The following is a 15,391-nucleotide window of genomic DNA, read 5'->3' as shown; positions in this document are numbered from 1 at the left end:
GCAGACGTTCGGGCGGGCCCCGGCGGCTGGGCGCGCCACCGGGGCCCGGGCTGTGGTTCCGGAGGTGGACAACGGTTCGTCCGGAACTCGCGGGGCACTACGGCTGTCGCCGACCACAGTCGTCGGACCCGCACGTGCCGAGCTCGAACCAGAGGGTCCGGCCCGGCCCGTCCTGGTGGCAGCCCCAGCGCCTCGCGAGCGCATCCACCAGGAACATCCCGCAGCCGCCCACCGCGGTGCCCGCCCGGGGCACCTCCGCGGGGCGGCGGCCGGCCTCGGAGACCTCGCAGCGCAGGACTCCGTGCGCGGCCGAGAGGGTGAGGCGGAGGCGACTCGCCGCGTGTATCAGGGAGTTGGTGACGAGTTCGCTGACGAGGAGCTCCGCCGTGTCGCTCTGTTCCGCGAGCCCCCAGCCCTCCAGCCGCCGCCTGACCTCCGCGCGGGCCTCGGCCGCCGCGACGGGGCGGGGGTCGTACACGACGCTCGAGTGGCCCGCCCCCAAGGGTGGTTGGGGGTACCAGCCGTACGCGGCGTCGGGATCCGGAAGATGTCCTCCGGAGAGTTCCAGCATGTCCAAAGCTTCGGCTCCCCGCGGCTCGTGGACACGGGGAGGACTACCTGAATACCTACCTGAAAACATGCGTTCGCACCGGTTTTGGGGCATGCGGGTGCCTTCGCCGTAGAAGGCAGTAGAGAGCCGTAGAAGGCCGTACGGGAGCATGCGGCGCCGGGTGTCCTACGCGTACTGGACCCGGATCAGCGAGCCGCCGCCCGAATCCGCGTCCCGGATGTCCACGTACGCGCAGACCTGGCGGGTGAACCACAGGCCCTGGCCGGGGGACGGGCCCTCGGCGGGCGGCGGGACGAAGCCGGCGAGCGGGTCCGTGATCCGCCCGGGGACGCGCAGCTCGCAGACACAGGCGGGCGCCTCGCCCCACAGCAGGACCTCGGGGAGGGGCGGTGTGGGGAGGGACGGTGTGGGGATCGGGGGTGCGTACGGGGTTGCCGCCTCGGGGATCGAGGAGGTGTACGGGGTCATCGCCTCGGTGACCGCTGTCGCGAACAGGTTCGCGTCCGCGGGGGTGAGTCCGCGTGCCCGGGCCCGCTCGCGGAGGGTGTCGCGGTCGGGGGCGGTGAGGCGCTCGGCGTCCGGCGGCGGCGGTGGCAGGGCGACCGAGTCCAACTCGTGGACGAGGCGGGCCGGTTGCTCGTACACCGGGGTGTCGGGGTGCGCGCGGCGGGCGGCGTCGACGATGGCGGGGCCCGCGGTGCGGGTGTCGTACGCGCACAGGGCGGTCGTCGCGAACGGCGCGAAGAGGAGGTTGGCGAGCGACTCGTAGCGGATCCACTCGGTGGTCTCGCGCGCCGAGCGCCCTGCGCGGCCGGCCCAGTGCGGCTCCATGAGGAGGTGGAGCACGACCGCCGGGTCCCGCGTTCGCGGCGAGGTAACCGGCGCTCCGGGCAACGGCGTTGGCCGCCGAGCCCGTGTACCACTCGGTGTGGGGCACGAAGGTGATGCCCTTGGCGTCCGTACCCAGCGCGTCCCTCAGGAGGGCGAGTCTGTCGGGGTCGGCGATGGCCACGGGCGGTGGTTCGTCCGGTGCGGCGAGGCCCTCCGCGAGGAAGGGGAGCGCGGCCGCGACGAACGCGTCGTCGGAGCCGAAGACCGCCATGCGGTGGTCGAACGTCCCTGGGGGCGGGGCTGGTTGAGTCGGGTGGGACGGCTCGGCCGCCTGGTTCGCCTGGTTTGGCTTGGCCGCTTGGGTCGGCCTGGTTGGTTCGGCGGTCACGAGGGTTCCCCTTCTGTCGTATCCACCTGGTTGTGTGCGAACCGCCCGGCTATGGGCGGGCGTTGTGGCACGTCGCCGTCGGAGCCCCGGGACCGGGGGTTCAGCGGCGTGCGGAGACCCATGCCGCGATCTGGCTGCGGTTGCTGAAGCCGAGCTTGCCGAGGATGCGTTCCACGTGGCCCTCCGCGGTGCGTCGGGCGATCACCAGGCGGTCGGCGATCTGCTGGTTGCCGAGCCCCTCGGCGACGAGTTCGGCGACCTCCCTCTCGCGCCGGGTGAGCGACGCGAGACGGGGGTCCGCCCGGAAGGCGTCCGGGTGCGGGTTGTCCCGGTGCGGGTTCCCGTCGGCCCGGCGGGGGCCGGGGACGACCGGTTTGCCGGCTTCCTGGAGGGCGTACGAGACGATCGCGGTGAGCCCGAGCCCGCCACCGCGCCGGTACGCCCGGTCGAAGACCCCCGGTCCGACGGCCGCCCGTACCCGCGTCTCGCTCTCCTTGCGCGCGGAGTTGTACGTCGTGGAGCCGAAGCGGTTGCCGTCGATGCCGGCCCAGACGCGGTCGGCGCCGCCGAGCAGGACGGCGGCGCGTTCGTGGGCGCCGCGGGCGGCGGTGATGACCACGAGCAGGTCGAGGGTGAGACCGATACCGATGACGTCGTGCACGCCGAGCTTGCGGCGCAGGGCGTCACGGGCGTGCGGCTCCGCGCGGTCCCACTCCTTCCGCTCCGCGTACGCGAGGGCGAGGACTCGCAGGACGTACGAGCGGACCCACTCCTCGCCGTGCTCCTCGCAGAGGCGGTGGGCGTCCTCGCAGACCTGGACGGCCCGGTCGGTGTCGCCGAGGAAGGCGAGACTGGCGGCGAGTTCGACCTGGTCGAGGACGGCGAGGCTGGGGAGCTGGCCGTCGACGGGGTTACGGGCGACGGCGGCCTCGTAGTGCTCCAGGGCGGCGGGGACGTCGTCGCCGAACAGGGCCATCAGGCCGAGCAGGTACTCCGCGTGCGCGACCTCGGCCGGGTCGCCGAGGCGGCGGGCGAGCGCGCGGGCGTCCTCGGCGCGGTGGCGGCCCCGGGTGAGGTCCTCGGGGCAGCCGGCGAGCAGGCCCGCGACCCAGAGTGCCCTGGCGCGCTCCCGGGTGGGCTCGGGGTGCGCGTCGAGCGCGCGGTCCAGCCAGTACCGGCCCTCGCGGGGGGCTCCGCAGGCGTGCCAGTAGAACCACAGGGTCCCGGCCAGCCCGAGCCCGGCCCGGGCCTCGCCCGGCGCGGTGAGGCTGAACTCCAGGGCGGCCCGCAGGTTGTCCTGGTTGGCCCGCAGCCGGGCCACGATCTCCCGCTGCCCCGGTCCGAACCACCTCCGCTCGCACTCCGCGGCCACTTCCTGCGCCCAGTCCCGCTGCCGCCGCCGGGCCGCCGACTCCTCCCCGGGCCGCTGCCTCAGCTTTTCGAGTCCGTAGTGCCGCAGGGTGTCGAGCAGGCGATATCTGGCCGTGCCGGGGCCGACTTCTCTGCACAGCACGGATTTGTCCACCAGGCCGGCTACGGCTTCGAGGACGTCTTGGGGGTGTACGCCCTCGGGCTTGGGGGCGCCTTCAGCCGTTGTGTGGTGTTTGCCTGCGTGGGGTTCGTCTGTGTGGGGTTCCTCTGTGTGGTGTTCGTCGGCGCGCCTGTCTGTGTTCGGGGTCGGTTTTGGGGCCGCGCATACCGCCTCCGCCGCCTCCAGGTCGAAGCTCCCCGCGAAGACCGAGGCCCGCGCCCACACCAACTGTTCTGCCTCCGTGCAGAGTTCGTGGCTCCAGTCGACCGCCGCGCGCAGCGTCTGGTGGCGGGGCAGAACGGCCGGGCTGCCCGTGGTGAGGAGGCGGTAGCGGTCGTCGAGCCGGGCGACGAGCTGGTCGACGCCGAGGACCCGCATCCGGACGGCCGCCAGCTCGATGGCGAGGGGCAGGCCGTCCAGGCGGCGGCAGAGGCGGGCCACGGCGGCCCGGTTCTCGGGGGTGAGTTCGAAGCCGGGGACGACGGCGGCGGCCCGGTCCGCGAAGAGCGCCAGGGCCGGGTAGGTCGCCGCGGCCGAGAGGTCCGAGTCCGGGTCGGGCACCGGCAGGGGCCGTACGTCCAGGAGGTGTTCCTCGGTGAGGGCCAGGCGGTGGCGGCTCGTCGCGAGGACGCGGACGCCTGTCGTGCCGTGCAGCAGCGCGGCCGCCAACTCCGCGCAGGCGGACAGCAGATGCTCGCAGTTGTCGAGGACCAGGAGCAGTCGGCGGTCGCGCAGCCGCTCGACCAGCGTGTCCAGTGGCGGCTGTTCGGAGTGGTCGTGCAGGCCGAGCGCGTCGGCCGCGGCGAGCGGGACGAGCGCCGGGTCGTGCAGGCCGGCGAGGTGCGCGAAGCGCACGCCGTCCGGGAACGCCCGCTCGACCCGGGCGGCGATCCGCCCGGCCAGCCGCGTCTTGCCGACGCCGCCGGGTCCGGTCAGCGTGACCAGTCGTGCGGTGGCCAACAGCCGCCGCCCCTCGGCCAGTTCGTCCCGCCGGTCGACGAAGCTGGTCGTCTCGACCGGTGGCTGATGAACCCTTCGCGGCGCTGATCCGCCCATGATCAGCCAGTCCTCTGGGTGTGGGACGGGAGCCGGAGTGGGGGGCTCCCCTTGCGCTGGCCCCCCAGCTTTCCGGCTGCGCCCCGGCTTCGCACGCACGCTTCACACCCGTGGGTGCACTTTGGGTGGGTCCGCGACGTGTGGGGTGTGGGCGCGTACACTGCCGGGCCGCATATATGCATTGCGACCGGCTTGTGCGCCCTGTGCCACCCGGCGTGCGCCTGGCGCTCCGCGGGTAGGCCGTCTGATGCCTGCGGGCCGGTGGGGGTTGGTCGCGCAGTTCCCCGCGCCCCTGAAGGGGCAGAAGGGGTGCGGGTCGACACGCACGCGCGCCAGCCGACACGCAGGGCACAGAGACCTGTCCGCCCGGCTCGTTTCGGCCGGTTCGTGGTGGCGGGTTTCGGTCTGGTCTTGACCCGAACATGCCATAGCCCCAACGATGAGCGCCACACCCGCATACGGGGTCCTGTCGGTGCATTCGGCGGACAGCCCCGGCACGTCGCACCGATCCACCCCCCGCTCCACTCCCCACACTTCCGGTGATCCCGGAATTTCTGGAGAAACTAGGAGAATCAATGCGACTTCGCATCAGAGGCGGCGGCACACCCGCCGCACCTCCCTCACCCAGCAGACGCGGCCGACGCACGGCCGCCCTCGCCACCCTGCTCGCCCTGGCTCTCGCGGCCCCCATCGCCGCCACGACCAGCGCGAACGGCGCCTCCGGGGCGGCTCCCGCCTCCGACACGGAGGACATCCGTCAGTACGAGATCCATGTCCACGGCAGCACCTCGGCCACCCGCACGGCGATCGCCCAGGCGGGCGTGTCGATCGACGAGGCCGACGAGGAGACCGTCGTCGTCTCGGGACGCGCGGCCCAGGCGAAGAAGCTGCGGCAGCTCGGCTACGAGGTCACGGCCCTGGGCTCCGCCCCCGACCGGTCGAGCGCCGCGGACGTGGGCATCCTCGACTTCCCCTCCGCCGACTCCCGGTATCACAACTACGCCGAGATGAACACGGAGATCAACCAGCGCCTGGCCGCCTACCCGAGCATCATGAGCAAGCGCGTGATCGGGAAGTCGTACCAGGGCCGGGACATCGTCGCCATCAAGATCAGCGACAACGTCGCCACCGACGAGTCCGAGCCCGAGGTCCTGTTCACCCACCACCAGCACGCGCGCGAGCACCTCACCGTGGAGATGGCGCTCTATCTGATGCGTGAGCTGGGCGCCGGGTACGGCTCCGACTCCCGCGTCACGAACATGGTGAACAACCGCGAGATCTGGATCGTCCCGGACCTCAACCCGGACGGCGGCGAGTACGACATCGCGTCCGGCGCCTACCGCTCGTGGCGCAAGAACCGCCAGCCCAACACCGGCAGTTCGTACGTCGGCACCGACATGAACCGCAACTGGAACTACCGCTGGGGCTGCTGCGGCGGCTCCTCGGGCTCGACGTCCTCCGAGACCTACCGGGGTACGGCGCCCGAGTCCGCGCCCGAGGTCAAGGTCGTCGCCGACTTCGTACGCAGCCGGGTCGTGGGCGGCAAGCAGCAGATCAGGGCGGGCGTGGACTTCCACACGTACAGCGAGCTGGTGCTGTGGCCCTTCGGCTACACCAACGCGGACACCACGACCGGGATGACAGCCGACGACCGCAACGCCTTCGCCACGGTCGGGCAGAAGATGGCCGCCAGCAACGGCTACACGCCCGAGCAGTCCAGCGACCTCTACATCACCGACGGGTCGATCGACGACTACCTGTGGGGCAGTCAGAAGATCTTCGCCTACACCTTCGAGATGTATCCGGGGTCCAGTGGCGGGGGCGGGTTCTACCCGCCCGACGAGGTGATTGAGCGGGAGACCGCGCGGAACCGGGACGCGGTGCTGCAGCTGTTGGAGAACTCCGACTGCATGTACCGGTCCATCGGGAAGGAAGCGCAGTACTGCAGTTGAGTCAGGTCGGTTGAGGTGCGTGGGGAACTGCGGGTTCGTTGTGGCTTGTCGCGCAGTTCCCCGCGCCCCTTACGGGGCGCTCGCCTCGACCTCGGACTCTTCCGCTTCGGCTGCCTCTTCCGCGTCCTCGAAGTACGTGTCCAGGACCTCGTCCAGCTGGGTCTCCCACTCCTTGAAGCGGGACCTGGCCGACGCCTCGATCTCGATCGGGTACCAGCGGCGGTCGGGGGTGTGCACCGTGATGGTGAACCGCTTCCCGAAGCGCGGTGACTCGGTCTCGACGGCGCCGATCTCCTCCCAGCGGAACTCGGCCTCCTGGTCGTCCAGGCGCAGCCGTACGCCACTGTGGTCGGCGACGATCTTCGCCCGGCGGTCGGAGGCCTCGAAGACGGGGCCTCCCTCGGGAGCCTCCTCGGGCTCCTCGGGCTTCTCCGACCCCTCCGGCTTCTCCGGCTTCTCGCTGGAAGGGGCCTCGCCGGAGGGCTCGTCGTCGGAAGGCTCGTCGTCGGAAGGCTCGTCGTCGGAGGGGTCCTCCTTGGCGGCTTCCTTCTTGAGGTCCGTCTGCTTGGCGGGCTCCCGCTTCTCGGGGGCCGTCTCCTCCTCCGAGGCCGTCTCCTCGGAGACGGCCTCCGTCGGCTCGGCGTCCTTCGGCTCGGCGGGGCGCGGGCCCGTGATGCCGGGCACGAACGCCGGGTCGACCGCGGCGCCTTGCAGGGGCTGGATGTTGGGTCCTATGCGCTGCTCCACAGCGGGCAGTATGGTCGACGATCCTGTGTCGAGAACAGTCGACCTCCGCTTCGTCCCGCTATATGAAGATGCTCAGCAGCGCCGCCATCGCGAAGCCCGCCACCGACAGGACCGTCTCCAGGACCGTCCAGGACTTGAGGGTGTCCCGTTCGGAGATACCGAAGTACTTGGCGACGATCCAGAAGCCTCCGTCGTTGACGTGCGAGGCGAAGATCGAACCGGCCGAGATCGCCATGATGATCAGCGCCAGATGCGCCTGCGAGAGGTCCTGTCCCTCGACCAGCGGGACGACGATGCCGGCCGTGGTGACGATGGCCACCGTCGCCGAACCCTGGGCGACCCGCAGCACGACGGAGATCAGCCAGGCCAGCACGATGATGGGCAGGCCCACGTCGTTGAACGTGTCGGCCAGCGCGTCCGCGATGCCCGACCCCTTCAGTACGGCGCCGAAGACGCCGCCCGCGCCGACCACCAGCAGGATGTTGCCGACCGGCTTCAGCGACGCCGTCGACACCGTCTCCAGCGACTTGCGCGACCAGCCCCGCCTGAGGCCCAGCAGGTAGTACGCCATCAGCAGCGCGATCGTCAGCGCCACGAAGGGGTGCCCGAAGAACTCGATGACCGAGCGGAACGTCGACGGGTCCAGGGCGATGGAGGAGAACGTCGCCGCGAGGATCAGGAGCAGGGGCGTACCGATGATGAGGAAGACCGTGGAGAGCGACGGCGGCTGTTCTGCGGGGGCCTCGGACAGGCCTTCGGCGACGGCGACCGAGCCGGAGCCCTTGCCTGTGCCTGTGCTTTGGCCGGGGACTGTGGTTGTGCCGTCCGTGGGGCCCCCTACTGCCGCCCGGCGTGCCGCGCGTTCCGCGGCGACCGCCGCCTTCGCCTCGTCCGCGGCCTCGACCATGTCCTGCGGTACGGGGACGAAGAGGCGCTTGCCGATCCAGGCCGCGTACGCCCACGCGGCGAGCACTGCGGGGATGCCGACGATGACGCCCATCAGGATGACCCAGCCCAGGTCCACCTTGAACAGACCGGCCGCGGCGACCGGGCCGGGGTGCGGCGGCAGGAACGCGTGGGTCATCGACAGGCCCGCCAGGAGCGGCATGCAGTAGAGCAGGATCGACTTGCCGGAGCGCTTGGCGGCCGCGTACACGATCGGCGCGAGGACGAAGATGCCCACGTCGAAGAAGACCGGGATGCCGAAGATGAGGCCGGTCAGGCCCATGGCGAGCGGGGCGCGCTTCTCGCCGAACAGGTTGAGCAGGCGGGCCGAGAGCGCCTCCGCGCCGCCCGACACCTCCAGGATCGCGCCGAGCATCGTGCCGAGGCCGATGATGATCGCGACGTGGCCGAGGATGCCGCCCATGCCCGACTCGATCATCGAGACGGAGGTCGATCGCTGGACCGTGCCGAAGAGTTCGGTGACGGAGAGGCCGGCCGAGAGGCCGACTGCTATGGACACCGCGAGCAGCGCTACGAACGGCTGCAGTCTGACTTTGATGATCAGGACGAGGAGCAGGACTATACCGAGGGCCGCGACCGTCAGCAGGCCTGCGGTGCCGTCGATGAGGAGGAGCAGGCCGCCTGTGTGGGGTGGCGCTTCGGGGGTGGGTGTGGCTGCGAGCGGGGACGACATGGGAGGGCCTCTTCTTAAGGGCATGGAGCTTTCGGGCAGGGGGGATCGCGGTGCGGCGCCCTGGGGTGGGCGCCGGACCTTGATGGCTTACGGGGTGCGGGTGTTGTTGGGGGCGGGTGTTGTGTGGGGGGGGGGCGTGGGGCGCGTTGTGGCTTTAGCCCAGGACTGCCAGCGCGTCGATTTCGATCAGCAAGCCTGCGGGGAGGCCCACGTACACCGTTGTGCGGGCCGCGGGCGGTGCCGACAGGCCCTGCTCCTCGAAGTACGCGTTGTAGATCGCGTTCATCTCCGCGAAGTGGTCCACGTCCGTCAGGTAGACGCGGATCATCATCGCGTCGTCCCAGGAGGAGCCGCCCTCTTCGAGGATGGCCTTGACGTTGGCGAGGGTCTGGAGGGTCTGCTCCCGCAGGGTCGGGCCCGCGGGTGTGGGGGGCTCGCCCTCGACCGCGGGCAGGAAGCCGACCTGGCCCGCCACCTGGAGGACGTTCCCCTTCCTGACGCCGTGCGAGAACCTGGCCGGCGGGGTGGTGTGGGTCTTGGGGGTGAGGGCGATCTTGTCGGTCATGAGCTGGTTTCCTTCGTCGGGGTCTTGCCTGAGTACTCGCCGCTGATTGCCGCCGCGGTACGGCGCACCAGTGGGAGCAGTGTGAGGAGTTCGTCGGCGGTGACGACCACGTTCGGGGCGGAGACGGACATGGCTGCGACCACTCGGCCGTCTGTGCCCCGGATGGGGGCCGCCACGCAGTTGATGGACTCTTCGTGGCCGCCCAGGTCCGTGGCCCAGCCCTGGTCCCGTACCTTCTCCAACTCCCTCAGGAACGCCGGGGCGTTGGGGGTCGAGCGGGATGTGTACATCGGGTAGTCGAGCTTGTCGGCGAACGTGTGGCGCTCGGGTTCCGGGAGGTCCGCGAGGAGCAGTTTCGCTACCGCGGCGACCGTGATCGCTACCGGTTTGCCGATGCGGGAGTACATGCGGACCGGGTAGCGGCTCTCTACCTTGTCGATGTAGAGGACCTCGCCCTCCTCGTGCACGGCGAGGTGGACTGTGTGGCCGCACTGCTCGTTGAGGCGTACGAGGTGGGGGTGGGCGATCTCCCGTACGTCCAGGTTCTCCACGGCTTCCTGGGCCAGGGCGAAGAGGCGGGCGCCCAGGCGGTAGCGCTGGTCGGACTGGCGGTAGACGAGGCCGTGTTCGTGGAGCGTGCGCAGGAGGCGCAGGGCGGTGGACTTGTGGACGCCCAGGCGGTCGGCGACCTGGCCCAGGTCGGCGGGGCCCTCGGCTAGGAGCGGCAGGATGGACAGCGCTCTGTCGACGGTCTGGCTCATGGGGTGGGTACCTCCTCCTGGGCCCGGTCTGCGGGGTGCGTCCAGCCGGGGCCGAGTCGAAGTGTGCCCCACGCGTCGTCGTCCAGGGCGGCGAGGCGGTCGGCGTGGTCGCGGGTGGGGGGTGCGCCGAGGTCTCCGGGGTCGGTGAGCGTGGCGGCGGCCATGAGGTGGCCGTGGCGGAGGCGGGCCCTCGGGGGGAGTCCGCGGAGGGTCGCCGACAGGAAGCCTGCCGCGAAGGCGTCGCCTGCTCCTACTGGGGCCACTACGTCCACCTGTAGGGCGGGGACGAAGGTGATCGTGTCGGTTGGGTGGCGCGCAGTGGTTTGGTCGCCCTGGCGTGGGGTGTGCGGCTTGTGCGCCGTGGTGCGTTCGCCCTCGCCGTGGGGGTGGGTCGGGTGCGCGCCGGGGGGTATCCGTCCTCGGTCTGGCGTGGAATCGGTTGCCTGAAAAGGGCTACGAGTTGACACGCCAGCCGCTGCGGGCGGACACCCCCCGGCACGCCCCCTTCCGTCCGTGGGCGGGTGCGGGTGCGTGGGGCGCGCTGACTCGAAGGCCGTGGCGCCCTGGCTGCCCGCCTTGACCACCAGTACGTGGGGTTCTGGAAGTGCGGCGCGGATCGCGGTGGGGCCGCCTGTGATGCCCCAGGCCTCCTCCGCCTCGTCCTCGCCTACGAATACGAGGTCTGCTCCGCGGGCGAGTGTGAGGAGGGTGGCCCCTGCTTGGGATTGGGTTGGCCAGAGGCCTGCTCGGTAGTTGACGTCGAACGAGATCAGGGGGCGGTGGGGGGCGGGCGCCGTGAGGGCTGTCAGGAGGGAGAGGCAGTCGGGGGAGAGTGCCGCTGTGATGCCGGAGAGGTGGAGGATTCGGCCCGAGTGGATGGCCGCCATGTCGGCGGTGCCCTTGGACATGGCCGAGGCCGCGGAGCCCGTGCGGTAGTACGCCACCTCGTGGGCGTCGGTGGAACGGTCGCTCGCCGTGCGGAAGTAGATGCCTGTGGGGCGGGTGGGATCGCGTTGTACGGCGGAGGTGTCGACGCCGTATGCCCCGATCGCCTCGGTCAGGTGGTCGCCGAAGCCGTCGGCGCCTACCCGGCCGACCCACTTCGCGGTGTGGCCGGCGGCGGCCAGTGCGCAGGCCACATTGGACTCCGCGCCGCCGATCGCCCGGTCGAAGGACGGCACGTCCGCGAGGCGGCCCGGGCGGGAGGGGAGGAACGTGACCATGGACTCGCCGAGGGTGACTACGTCCACGGCGGGCGCGGCTGCCGTGGGGGCGGGTCCGGTGGGGGTCACGATGACTGGGGCTCCTTGGCCTTTGTGGGTCTCGGCGGCTTCGTTGACCCGGCGTTGGCCGAGATGTTAGACAGCAGTAAGCGCGACACGCAATGACTGTTGCAAGGAGTGCAACGGCGAATATTTGGGAGGCTTCATGGCCGCCGATTCCGGTACCGGTGCGGAGCGTCTTGCCTCGCTCGCGGACGAACGTGTCGACCACCGGTTCAAGGGGCTCCCGCCCGACGCCGACGGGCTCACTGTTGGTGAGCTGGTCGCTCAGCGCCGCAATCTGTTCAGTGGTGGGTTCACCACTCCCGTGCTCGCCCTGTCCGCCGAGCGGCTCGATCACAATCTGCGGCTCATGGAGACCTATTCGGTTCGGCACGGGCTCGCCTTCGCCCCGCACGGCAAGACCTCCATGGCTCCCCAGCTTTTTCAGCGGCAGATCGAGCGTGGGGCCTGGGGGATCACGCTGGCCGTGCCTCATCAGGTGCGGGTTGCGCGGGCGTTCGGGGTCCAGCGGGTCTTCCTGGCGAATGAAGTGGTGGATGCGGCCGCTCTGAAGTGGGTTTCCTCGCAGCTCGACGCCGATCCCGGGTTTCGTTTCGTCTGTTACGTCGACTCCGTGCGTGGGGTGGAGTTGATGGACTCCGCGTTGCGGGGTGCCGTTCGGCCCGTGGACGTCGTTGTCGAGCTGGCTGCCGGTGAGGGGGCCCGGACCGGGGTGCGGACCGAGGCGGAGTGTGCTGCCGTCGCGGATGCGGTTGCCGGTGTGGACACCCTGCGGCTGGTTGGTGTTGCGGGGTACGAGGGAGAGGTTCCGGACGCCGATTCCGAGCGGGTGCGGGGGTGGCTGCGGCGGCTGGTCGCGCTGGCCGTCGACTTTGACAAGGACGGTCGTTTCGACGGGGTCGAAGAGATTGTGGTCAGTGCGGGTGGTAGCGCCTGGTTCGATGCCGTGGCCGATGTCTTTGCCGGGATTCCTGAACTGTCGCTGCCTGTGCTGAAGTTGCTGCGGTCCGGTGCCTATGTCTCGCACGATGACGGGCACTACCGGAAGATCACTCCGTTCAACCGGGTTCCCGAGGAAGGTGCCCTGCAGCCCGCGTTCCGGCTCTGGGCCCAGGTTGTTTCCCGGCCCTCTGCCGAGCAGGCCTTCGTCAACGCCGGCAAGCGGGATGCCGCTTACGACCTTGATCTGCCCGAGGTGCAGGTGGTGCGCGGCGACGGCGGGGAGCGTCCTGCGGACGGCATCACCGTCACCGGTCTGTCCGATCAGCACGCCTGGATTCGTACGGACGAAGGAGCCCAGCTTCAGGTCGGTGACTGGGTGGGGATGGGGCTCTCTCATCCCTGTACGTCCTTCGACAAATGGGAGCTGATTCCGGTGGTGGAGCAGGACGGCACGGTCGTCGACTACATCCGCACCTACTTCTAGGAGCCCGCCATGATGGACCTCGTAGTACGTGACGTGGAGGTTGTCGACGGGAGCGGAGGCCCCTCCTACCGGGCCGACGTGGGGATCGAGGGCGGCCGGATCACTGCCGTCGTCCAGGAGGCCGCTGCCGCTGGGTGCCTGCGGCCCGTCGCCCGGCGGGTTCTGGACGCCGAGGGGCTCGTCCTCTCCCCCGGCTTCATCGACATGCACGCCCACAGCGATCTGGCCCTGCTGCGGGACCCCGACCACAGTGCGAAGGTCGCGCAGGGCGTGACGCTGGAGGTCATCGGGCAGGACGGGCTGTCGTACGCCCCCGTCGACGACCGGACCCTCGCCGAGGTGCGCAGGGCCATCACCGGGTGGAACGGCAACGGGGACGACATCGACTTCACCTGGCGGTCCGTGGGCGAGTATCTGGACCGGCTGGATCACGGTTTCGGTGGCGAGGGCATCGCCGTCAATGCCGCCTATCTGATTCCTCAGGGCTCTGTGCGGATGCTCGCCGTCGGCTGGGACGATCGTGAGGCGACGCCACGGGAACTGGACCGGATGCGGCAGTTGGTCGCCGAGGGGATGAGGGAGGGCGCGGTCGGCATGTCCTCCGGGCTCACCTACACCCCGGGCATGTACGCCAAGGACGCCGAACTCACCGAGCTGTGCCGGGTGGTGGCGGAGTTCGGCGGCTACTACTGCCCGCACCATCGGTCGTACGGGGCCGGTGCATTGGATGCGTACCGGGAGATGGTGGAGCTTACGCGCGAGGCCGACTGCTCCCTTCATCTGGCCCACGCCACCATGAACTTCGGTGTGAACAAGGGCAGGGGGCCCGAGTTGCTGGCCCTCGTCGATGACGCGCTGGCCGGTGGGGCCGACATCAGTCTGGACACCTATCCCTACACGCCCGGGTGTACGACTCTCGTGGCCATGCTGCCCAGTTGGGCGAGCGAGGGGGGTCCCGAGGCGATTCTCGCTCGGCTGCGGGAGGAGGGGACCGCGGAGAAGATCCGCCATCACATGGAAGTGGTGGGTGCGGACGGGTGTCATGGCGTTCCCATCGAGTGGGACACCATCGAGATCTCGGGGGTGGCTGATCCGGCGCTCGCGGAGTATGTGGGCCGGACCGTGCAGGAGTCGGCCGACGCTCGTGGCGAGGCTCCCTGGGTCACCGCTCGGCGGCTGCTTCTCGACGACGGGCTCGGCTCTACGATCCTCCAGCACGTCGGTCACGAGGAGAACGTGCAGGCGATCATGCGGCACCGCGTCCACACCGGCGGCTCGGACGGCATCCTGCGCGGCGACAAGCCGCACCCGCGCGCGTACGGCACCTTCCCGCAGTATCTCGGGCGGTATGTGCGGGAGTTGGGCGTTCTCGGGCTGGAGGAGTGCGTCGCCCATCTGACGTCACGGCCCGCGGCCCGGCTCCGGCTGCCCGACCGGGGGCTGGTCCGCGAGGGGTACCGGGCGGATCTGGTGCTCTTCGATCCGGCCACCGTGGCGGCGGGGTCGACCTTCGAAAATCCTCGTACGCTGCCGACCGGCATTCCTTACGTCCTGATCGACGGGCGGTTCGTCGTGGAGGACGGGCGGCGGACGGATGTGCTCGCGGGGCGGGCGGTCCGCCGGACTGCTCCGTGACCGCCCGCCGCGGGATCACGGCTTGGGCAGGGTGCACCCGCTCGCGCTCAGGTCGAGCTTGTTGTCGATGCCGAAGCACGCCGGGATCTGGTAGGTCTCCTGGGCGTAGTTGATGCCCGCGCGGACGGTCACGTTGCCGCTCTCGTCGACCTCACAGGGGTTGTTGTCGGTGCAGCGGCCGCCGTCCTCGTTGCCGGTGTTGTTGACGGCGACTACGTTGCCGGTGGCGTTGTCGACGACGGGCGAGCCCGAGGTGCCGCCGATGGTCTGGCAGGCCGAGGTGTAGCGGACCGAGTCCTTCCAGGTCCAGGCGCCTTCCTTGAGGCGGTACGCGAAGCCGTCGACGTTGCAGGCGTACGTCCGCTTCCAGTAGCCCGAGACGACCGTGATGGCGGTCCCGGCGACCGGGTGCGTGTCGTTCATCGTCAACGGGCTGATGTTGTACGAGCTCTTGATCTGCGCGTACGTGGTGGTGAGCTGGTACAGCGAGACGTCCGTGTCGGTCATCGTCGCGTACGCGATCTTGCTGGCGCGCAGGGTGGCGACCCGGGTGCCCGCGGCGTTGAGCAGGCCGAAGGTGCGGCTGGAGGCCCGGTCGACGATGACCTCACCGGCCGCGGGGAAGCCGGTCTCCAGACAGTGGCCGTTGGACATGACCATCGCCGGGTCGTTGTCCTCCGAGTCCGGAAAGCGGACGACGGAGCCCGAGCAGTTGCTGAGCGAGACGGTGCCGGCGAAGTTGACGGCCTGGACCGTCGGCGCGGTGATCCTGGACACGGCCGCCGTCGTGGACGTGACGGCGTCTCTGACCACCGATGTGGCGGTGTCCGTGTCCACGCCGGTCGCGGGTTCGGGTGCCGCGACCGCGGGTGCCGCGCCTGCCCCGGCTATCACCAGGGCGAAGAGCGCGGCGCCGAGAGGCTTTCTCATGTGGGGGTCCCCTCATTGTGACTCGGGCGGCCGGAGAATTTCCGGCCGCCCATACGTCTGTCATGCACATTGT

The 15,391-nt window shown here is 70.4% G+C and carries 12 protein-coding genes; 3 read left to right on the top strand and 9 right to left on the bottom strand.

The genetic code is table 11. The features are described from left to right. Nucleotides 1-97 precede the first annotated feature (97 nt). The 3 genes from ACIBEI_RS11950 to ACIBEI_RS11940 all read right to left on the bottom strand — a co-directional run bounded on the left by ACIBEI_RS11950 (nucleotide 98) and on the right by ACIBEI_RS11940 (nucleotide 4,377). A complete protein-coding gene (locus ACIBEI_RS11950) occupies nucleotides 98-571 on the bottom strand; it encodes an ATP-binding protein (RefSeq protein ID WP_398887673.1) in 474 nt (157 codons plus the stop codon). A gap of 165 nt (nucleotides 572-736) precedes the next feature. After that, nucleotides 737-1,417: an MEDS domain-containing protein gene (locus tag ACIBEI_RS11945; protein ID WP_398887671.1), complete on the bottom strand. Its 681-nt coding sequence runs from the start codon at nucleotides 1,415-1,417 to the stop codon at nucleotides 737-739. Nucleotides 1,418-1,890: 473 nt separating this feature from the next. Continuing rightward, on the bottom strand, nucleotides 1,891-4,377 hold the full coding sequence (locus ACIBEI_RS11940; RefSeq protein WP_398887669.1) for an ATP-binding protein: 2,487 nt from the start codon (nucleotides 4,375-4,377) through the stop codon (nucleotides 1,891-1,893). 575 nt (nucleotides 4,378-4,952) lie between these two features. Between ACIBEI_RS11940 and ACIBEI_RS11935 the strand changes: the two genes are divergently transcribed. After that, nucleotides 4,953-6,329 (top strand): M14 family metallopeptidase, encoded by a 1,377-nt coding sequence (locus ACIBEI_RS11935; RefSeq protein WP_398887667.1) that lies wholly within the window; start codon nucleotides 4,953-4,955, stop codon nucleotides 6,327-6,329. A 69-nt stretch (nucleotides 6,330-6,398) separates the two neighbouring features. Here the strand turns inward: ACIBEI_RS11935 and ACIBEI_RS11930 are convergent, their stop codons facing one another. From ACIBEI_RS11930 to ACIBEI_RS11910, 5 genes are all read right to left on the bottom strand, one after another. Next, on the bottom strand, nucleotides 6,399-7,076 hold the full coding sequence (locus tag ACIBEI_RS11930) for a hypothetical protein (RefSeq protein WP_398887665.1): 678 nt from the start codon (nucleotides 7,074-7,076) through the stop codon (nucleotides 6,399-6,401). Nucleotides 7,077-7,134: 58 nt separating this feature from the next. Then, nucleotides 7,135-8,715 carry a GntP family permease gene (locus ACIBEI_RS11925; RefSeq protein ID WP_398887663.1) on the bottom strand — a complete coding sequence of 527 codons (1,581 nt, stop codon included), beginning with the start codon at nucleotides 8,713-8,715 and terminating at the stop codon, nucleotides 7,135-7,137. A 154-nt stretch (nucleotides 8,716-8,869) separates the two neighbouring features. After that, the gene (locus ACIBEI_RS11920; protein ID WP_398887661.1) at nucleotides 8,870-9,280 is read right to left on the bottom strand and encodes a RidA family protein; all 411 of its coding nucleotides are present in this window, start codon (nucleotides 9,278-9,280) and stop codon (nucleotides 8,870-8,872) included. Next, complete coding sequence (locus tag ACIBEI_RS11915; protein WP_055618584.1) at nucleotides 9,277-10,041, bottom strand: IclR family transcriptional regulator; 765 nt, start codon at nucleotides 10,039-10,041, stop codon at nucleotides 9,277-9,279. The genes ACIBEI_RS11920 and ACIBEI_RS11915 overlap by 4 nt, the downstream gene beginning before the upstream one ends. Further along, the gene (locus tag ACIBEI_RS11910) at nucleotides 10,038-11,264 is read right to left on the bottom strand and encodes a sugar kinase (RefSeq protein ID WP_398888311.1); all 1,227 of its coding nucleotides are present in this window, start codon (nucleotides 11,262-11,264) and stop codon (nucleotides 10,038-10,040) included. The genes ACIBEI_RS11915 and ACIBEI_RS11910 overlap by 4 nt, the downstream gene beginning before the upstream one ends. A gap of 205 nt (nucleotides 11,265-11,469) precedes the next feature. Here ACIBEI_RS11910 and ACIBEI_RS11905 point away from each other — a divergent pair, with 205 nt between their 5' ends. Beyond that, nucleotides 11,470-12,753, top strand: a complete 1,284-nt coding sequence (locus ACIBEI_RS11905; protein WP_398887658.1) for an amino acid deaminase — start codon at nucleotides 11,470-11,472, stop codon at nucleotides 12,751-12,753. A gap of 9 nt (nucleotides 12,754-12,762) precedes the next feature. After that, complete coding sequence (locus ACIBEI_RS11900; protein ID WP_398887656.1) at nucleotides 12,763-14,388, top strand: amidohydrolase family protein; 1,626 nt, start codon at nucleotides 12,763-12,765, stop codon at nucleotides 14,386-14,388. A 15-nt stretch (nucleotides 14,389-14,403) separates the two neighbouring features. On the opposite strand, the gene ACIBEI_RS11895 is transcribed toward ACIBEI_RS11900, so the two are convergent. Beyond that, a complete protein-coding gene (locus ACIBEI_RS11895; protein WP_398887654.1) occupies nucleotides 14,404-15,318 on the bottom strand; it encodes a serine protease in 915 nt (304 codons plus the stop codon). Nucleotides 15,319-15,391 lie beyond the last annotated feature (73 nt).

Source organism: Streptomyces sp. NPDC050988 (genome assembly GCF_044456225.1).
Lineage (GTDB): Bacteria > Actinomycetota > Actinomycetes > Streptomycetales > Streptomycetaceae > Streptomyces.
Note: the sequence above shows the minus strand (reverse complement) of the source record. Positions and strands in the feature narration are given on the sequence as shown.

Bases quoted from the DNA above. Each gene is read 5' to 3' on its own strand.
- ACIBEI_RS11905 (WP_398887658.1), top strand. From the start codon at position 11,470: ATGGCCGCCGATTCCGGTACCGGTGCGGAGCGTCTTGCCTCGCTCGCG.
- ACIBEI_RS11950 (WP_398887673.1), bottom strand. From the start codon at position 571: ATGCTGGAACTCTCCGGAGGACATCTTCCGGATCCCGACGCCGCGTAC.
- ACIBEI_RS11940 (WP_398887669.1), bottom strand. From the start codon at position 4,377: ATGGGCGGATCAGCGCCGCGAAGGGTTCATCAGCCACCGGTCGAGACG.
- ACIBEI_RS11915 (WP_055618584.1), bottom strand. From the start codon at position 10,041: ATGAGCCAGACCGTCGACAGAGCGCTGTCCATCCTGCCGCTCCTAGCC.
- ACIBEI_RS11910 (WP_398888311.1), bottom strand. From the start codon at position 11,264: ATGGTCACGTTCCTCCCCTCCCGCCCGGGCCGCCTCGCGGACGTGCCG.
- ACIBEI_RS11920 (WP_398887661.1), bottom strand. From the start codon at position 9,280: ATGACCGACAAGATCGCCCTCACCCCCAAGACCCACACCACCCCGCCG.
- ACIBEI_RS11895 (WP_398887654.1), bottom strand. From the start codon at position 15,318: ATGAGAAAGCCTCTCGGCGCCGCGCTCTTCGCCCTGGTGATAGCCGGG.
- ACIBEI_RS11925 (WP_398887663.1), bottom strand. From the start codon at position 8,715: ATGTCGTCCCCGCTCGCAGCCACACCCACCCCCGAAGCGCCACCCCAC.
- ACIBEI_RS11935 (WP_398887667.1), top strand. From the start codon at position 4,953: ATGCGACTTCGCATCAGAGGCGGCGGCACACCCGCCGCACCTCCCTCA.
- ACIBEI_RS11900 (WP_398887656.1), top strand. From the start codon at position 12,763: ATGATGGACCTCGTAGTACGTGACGTGGAGGTTGTCGACGGGAGCGGA.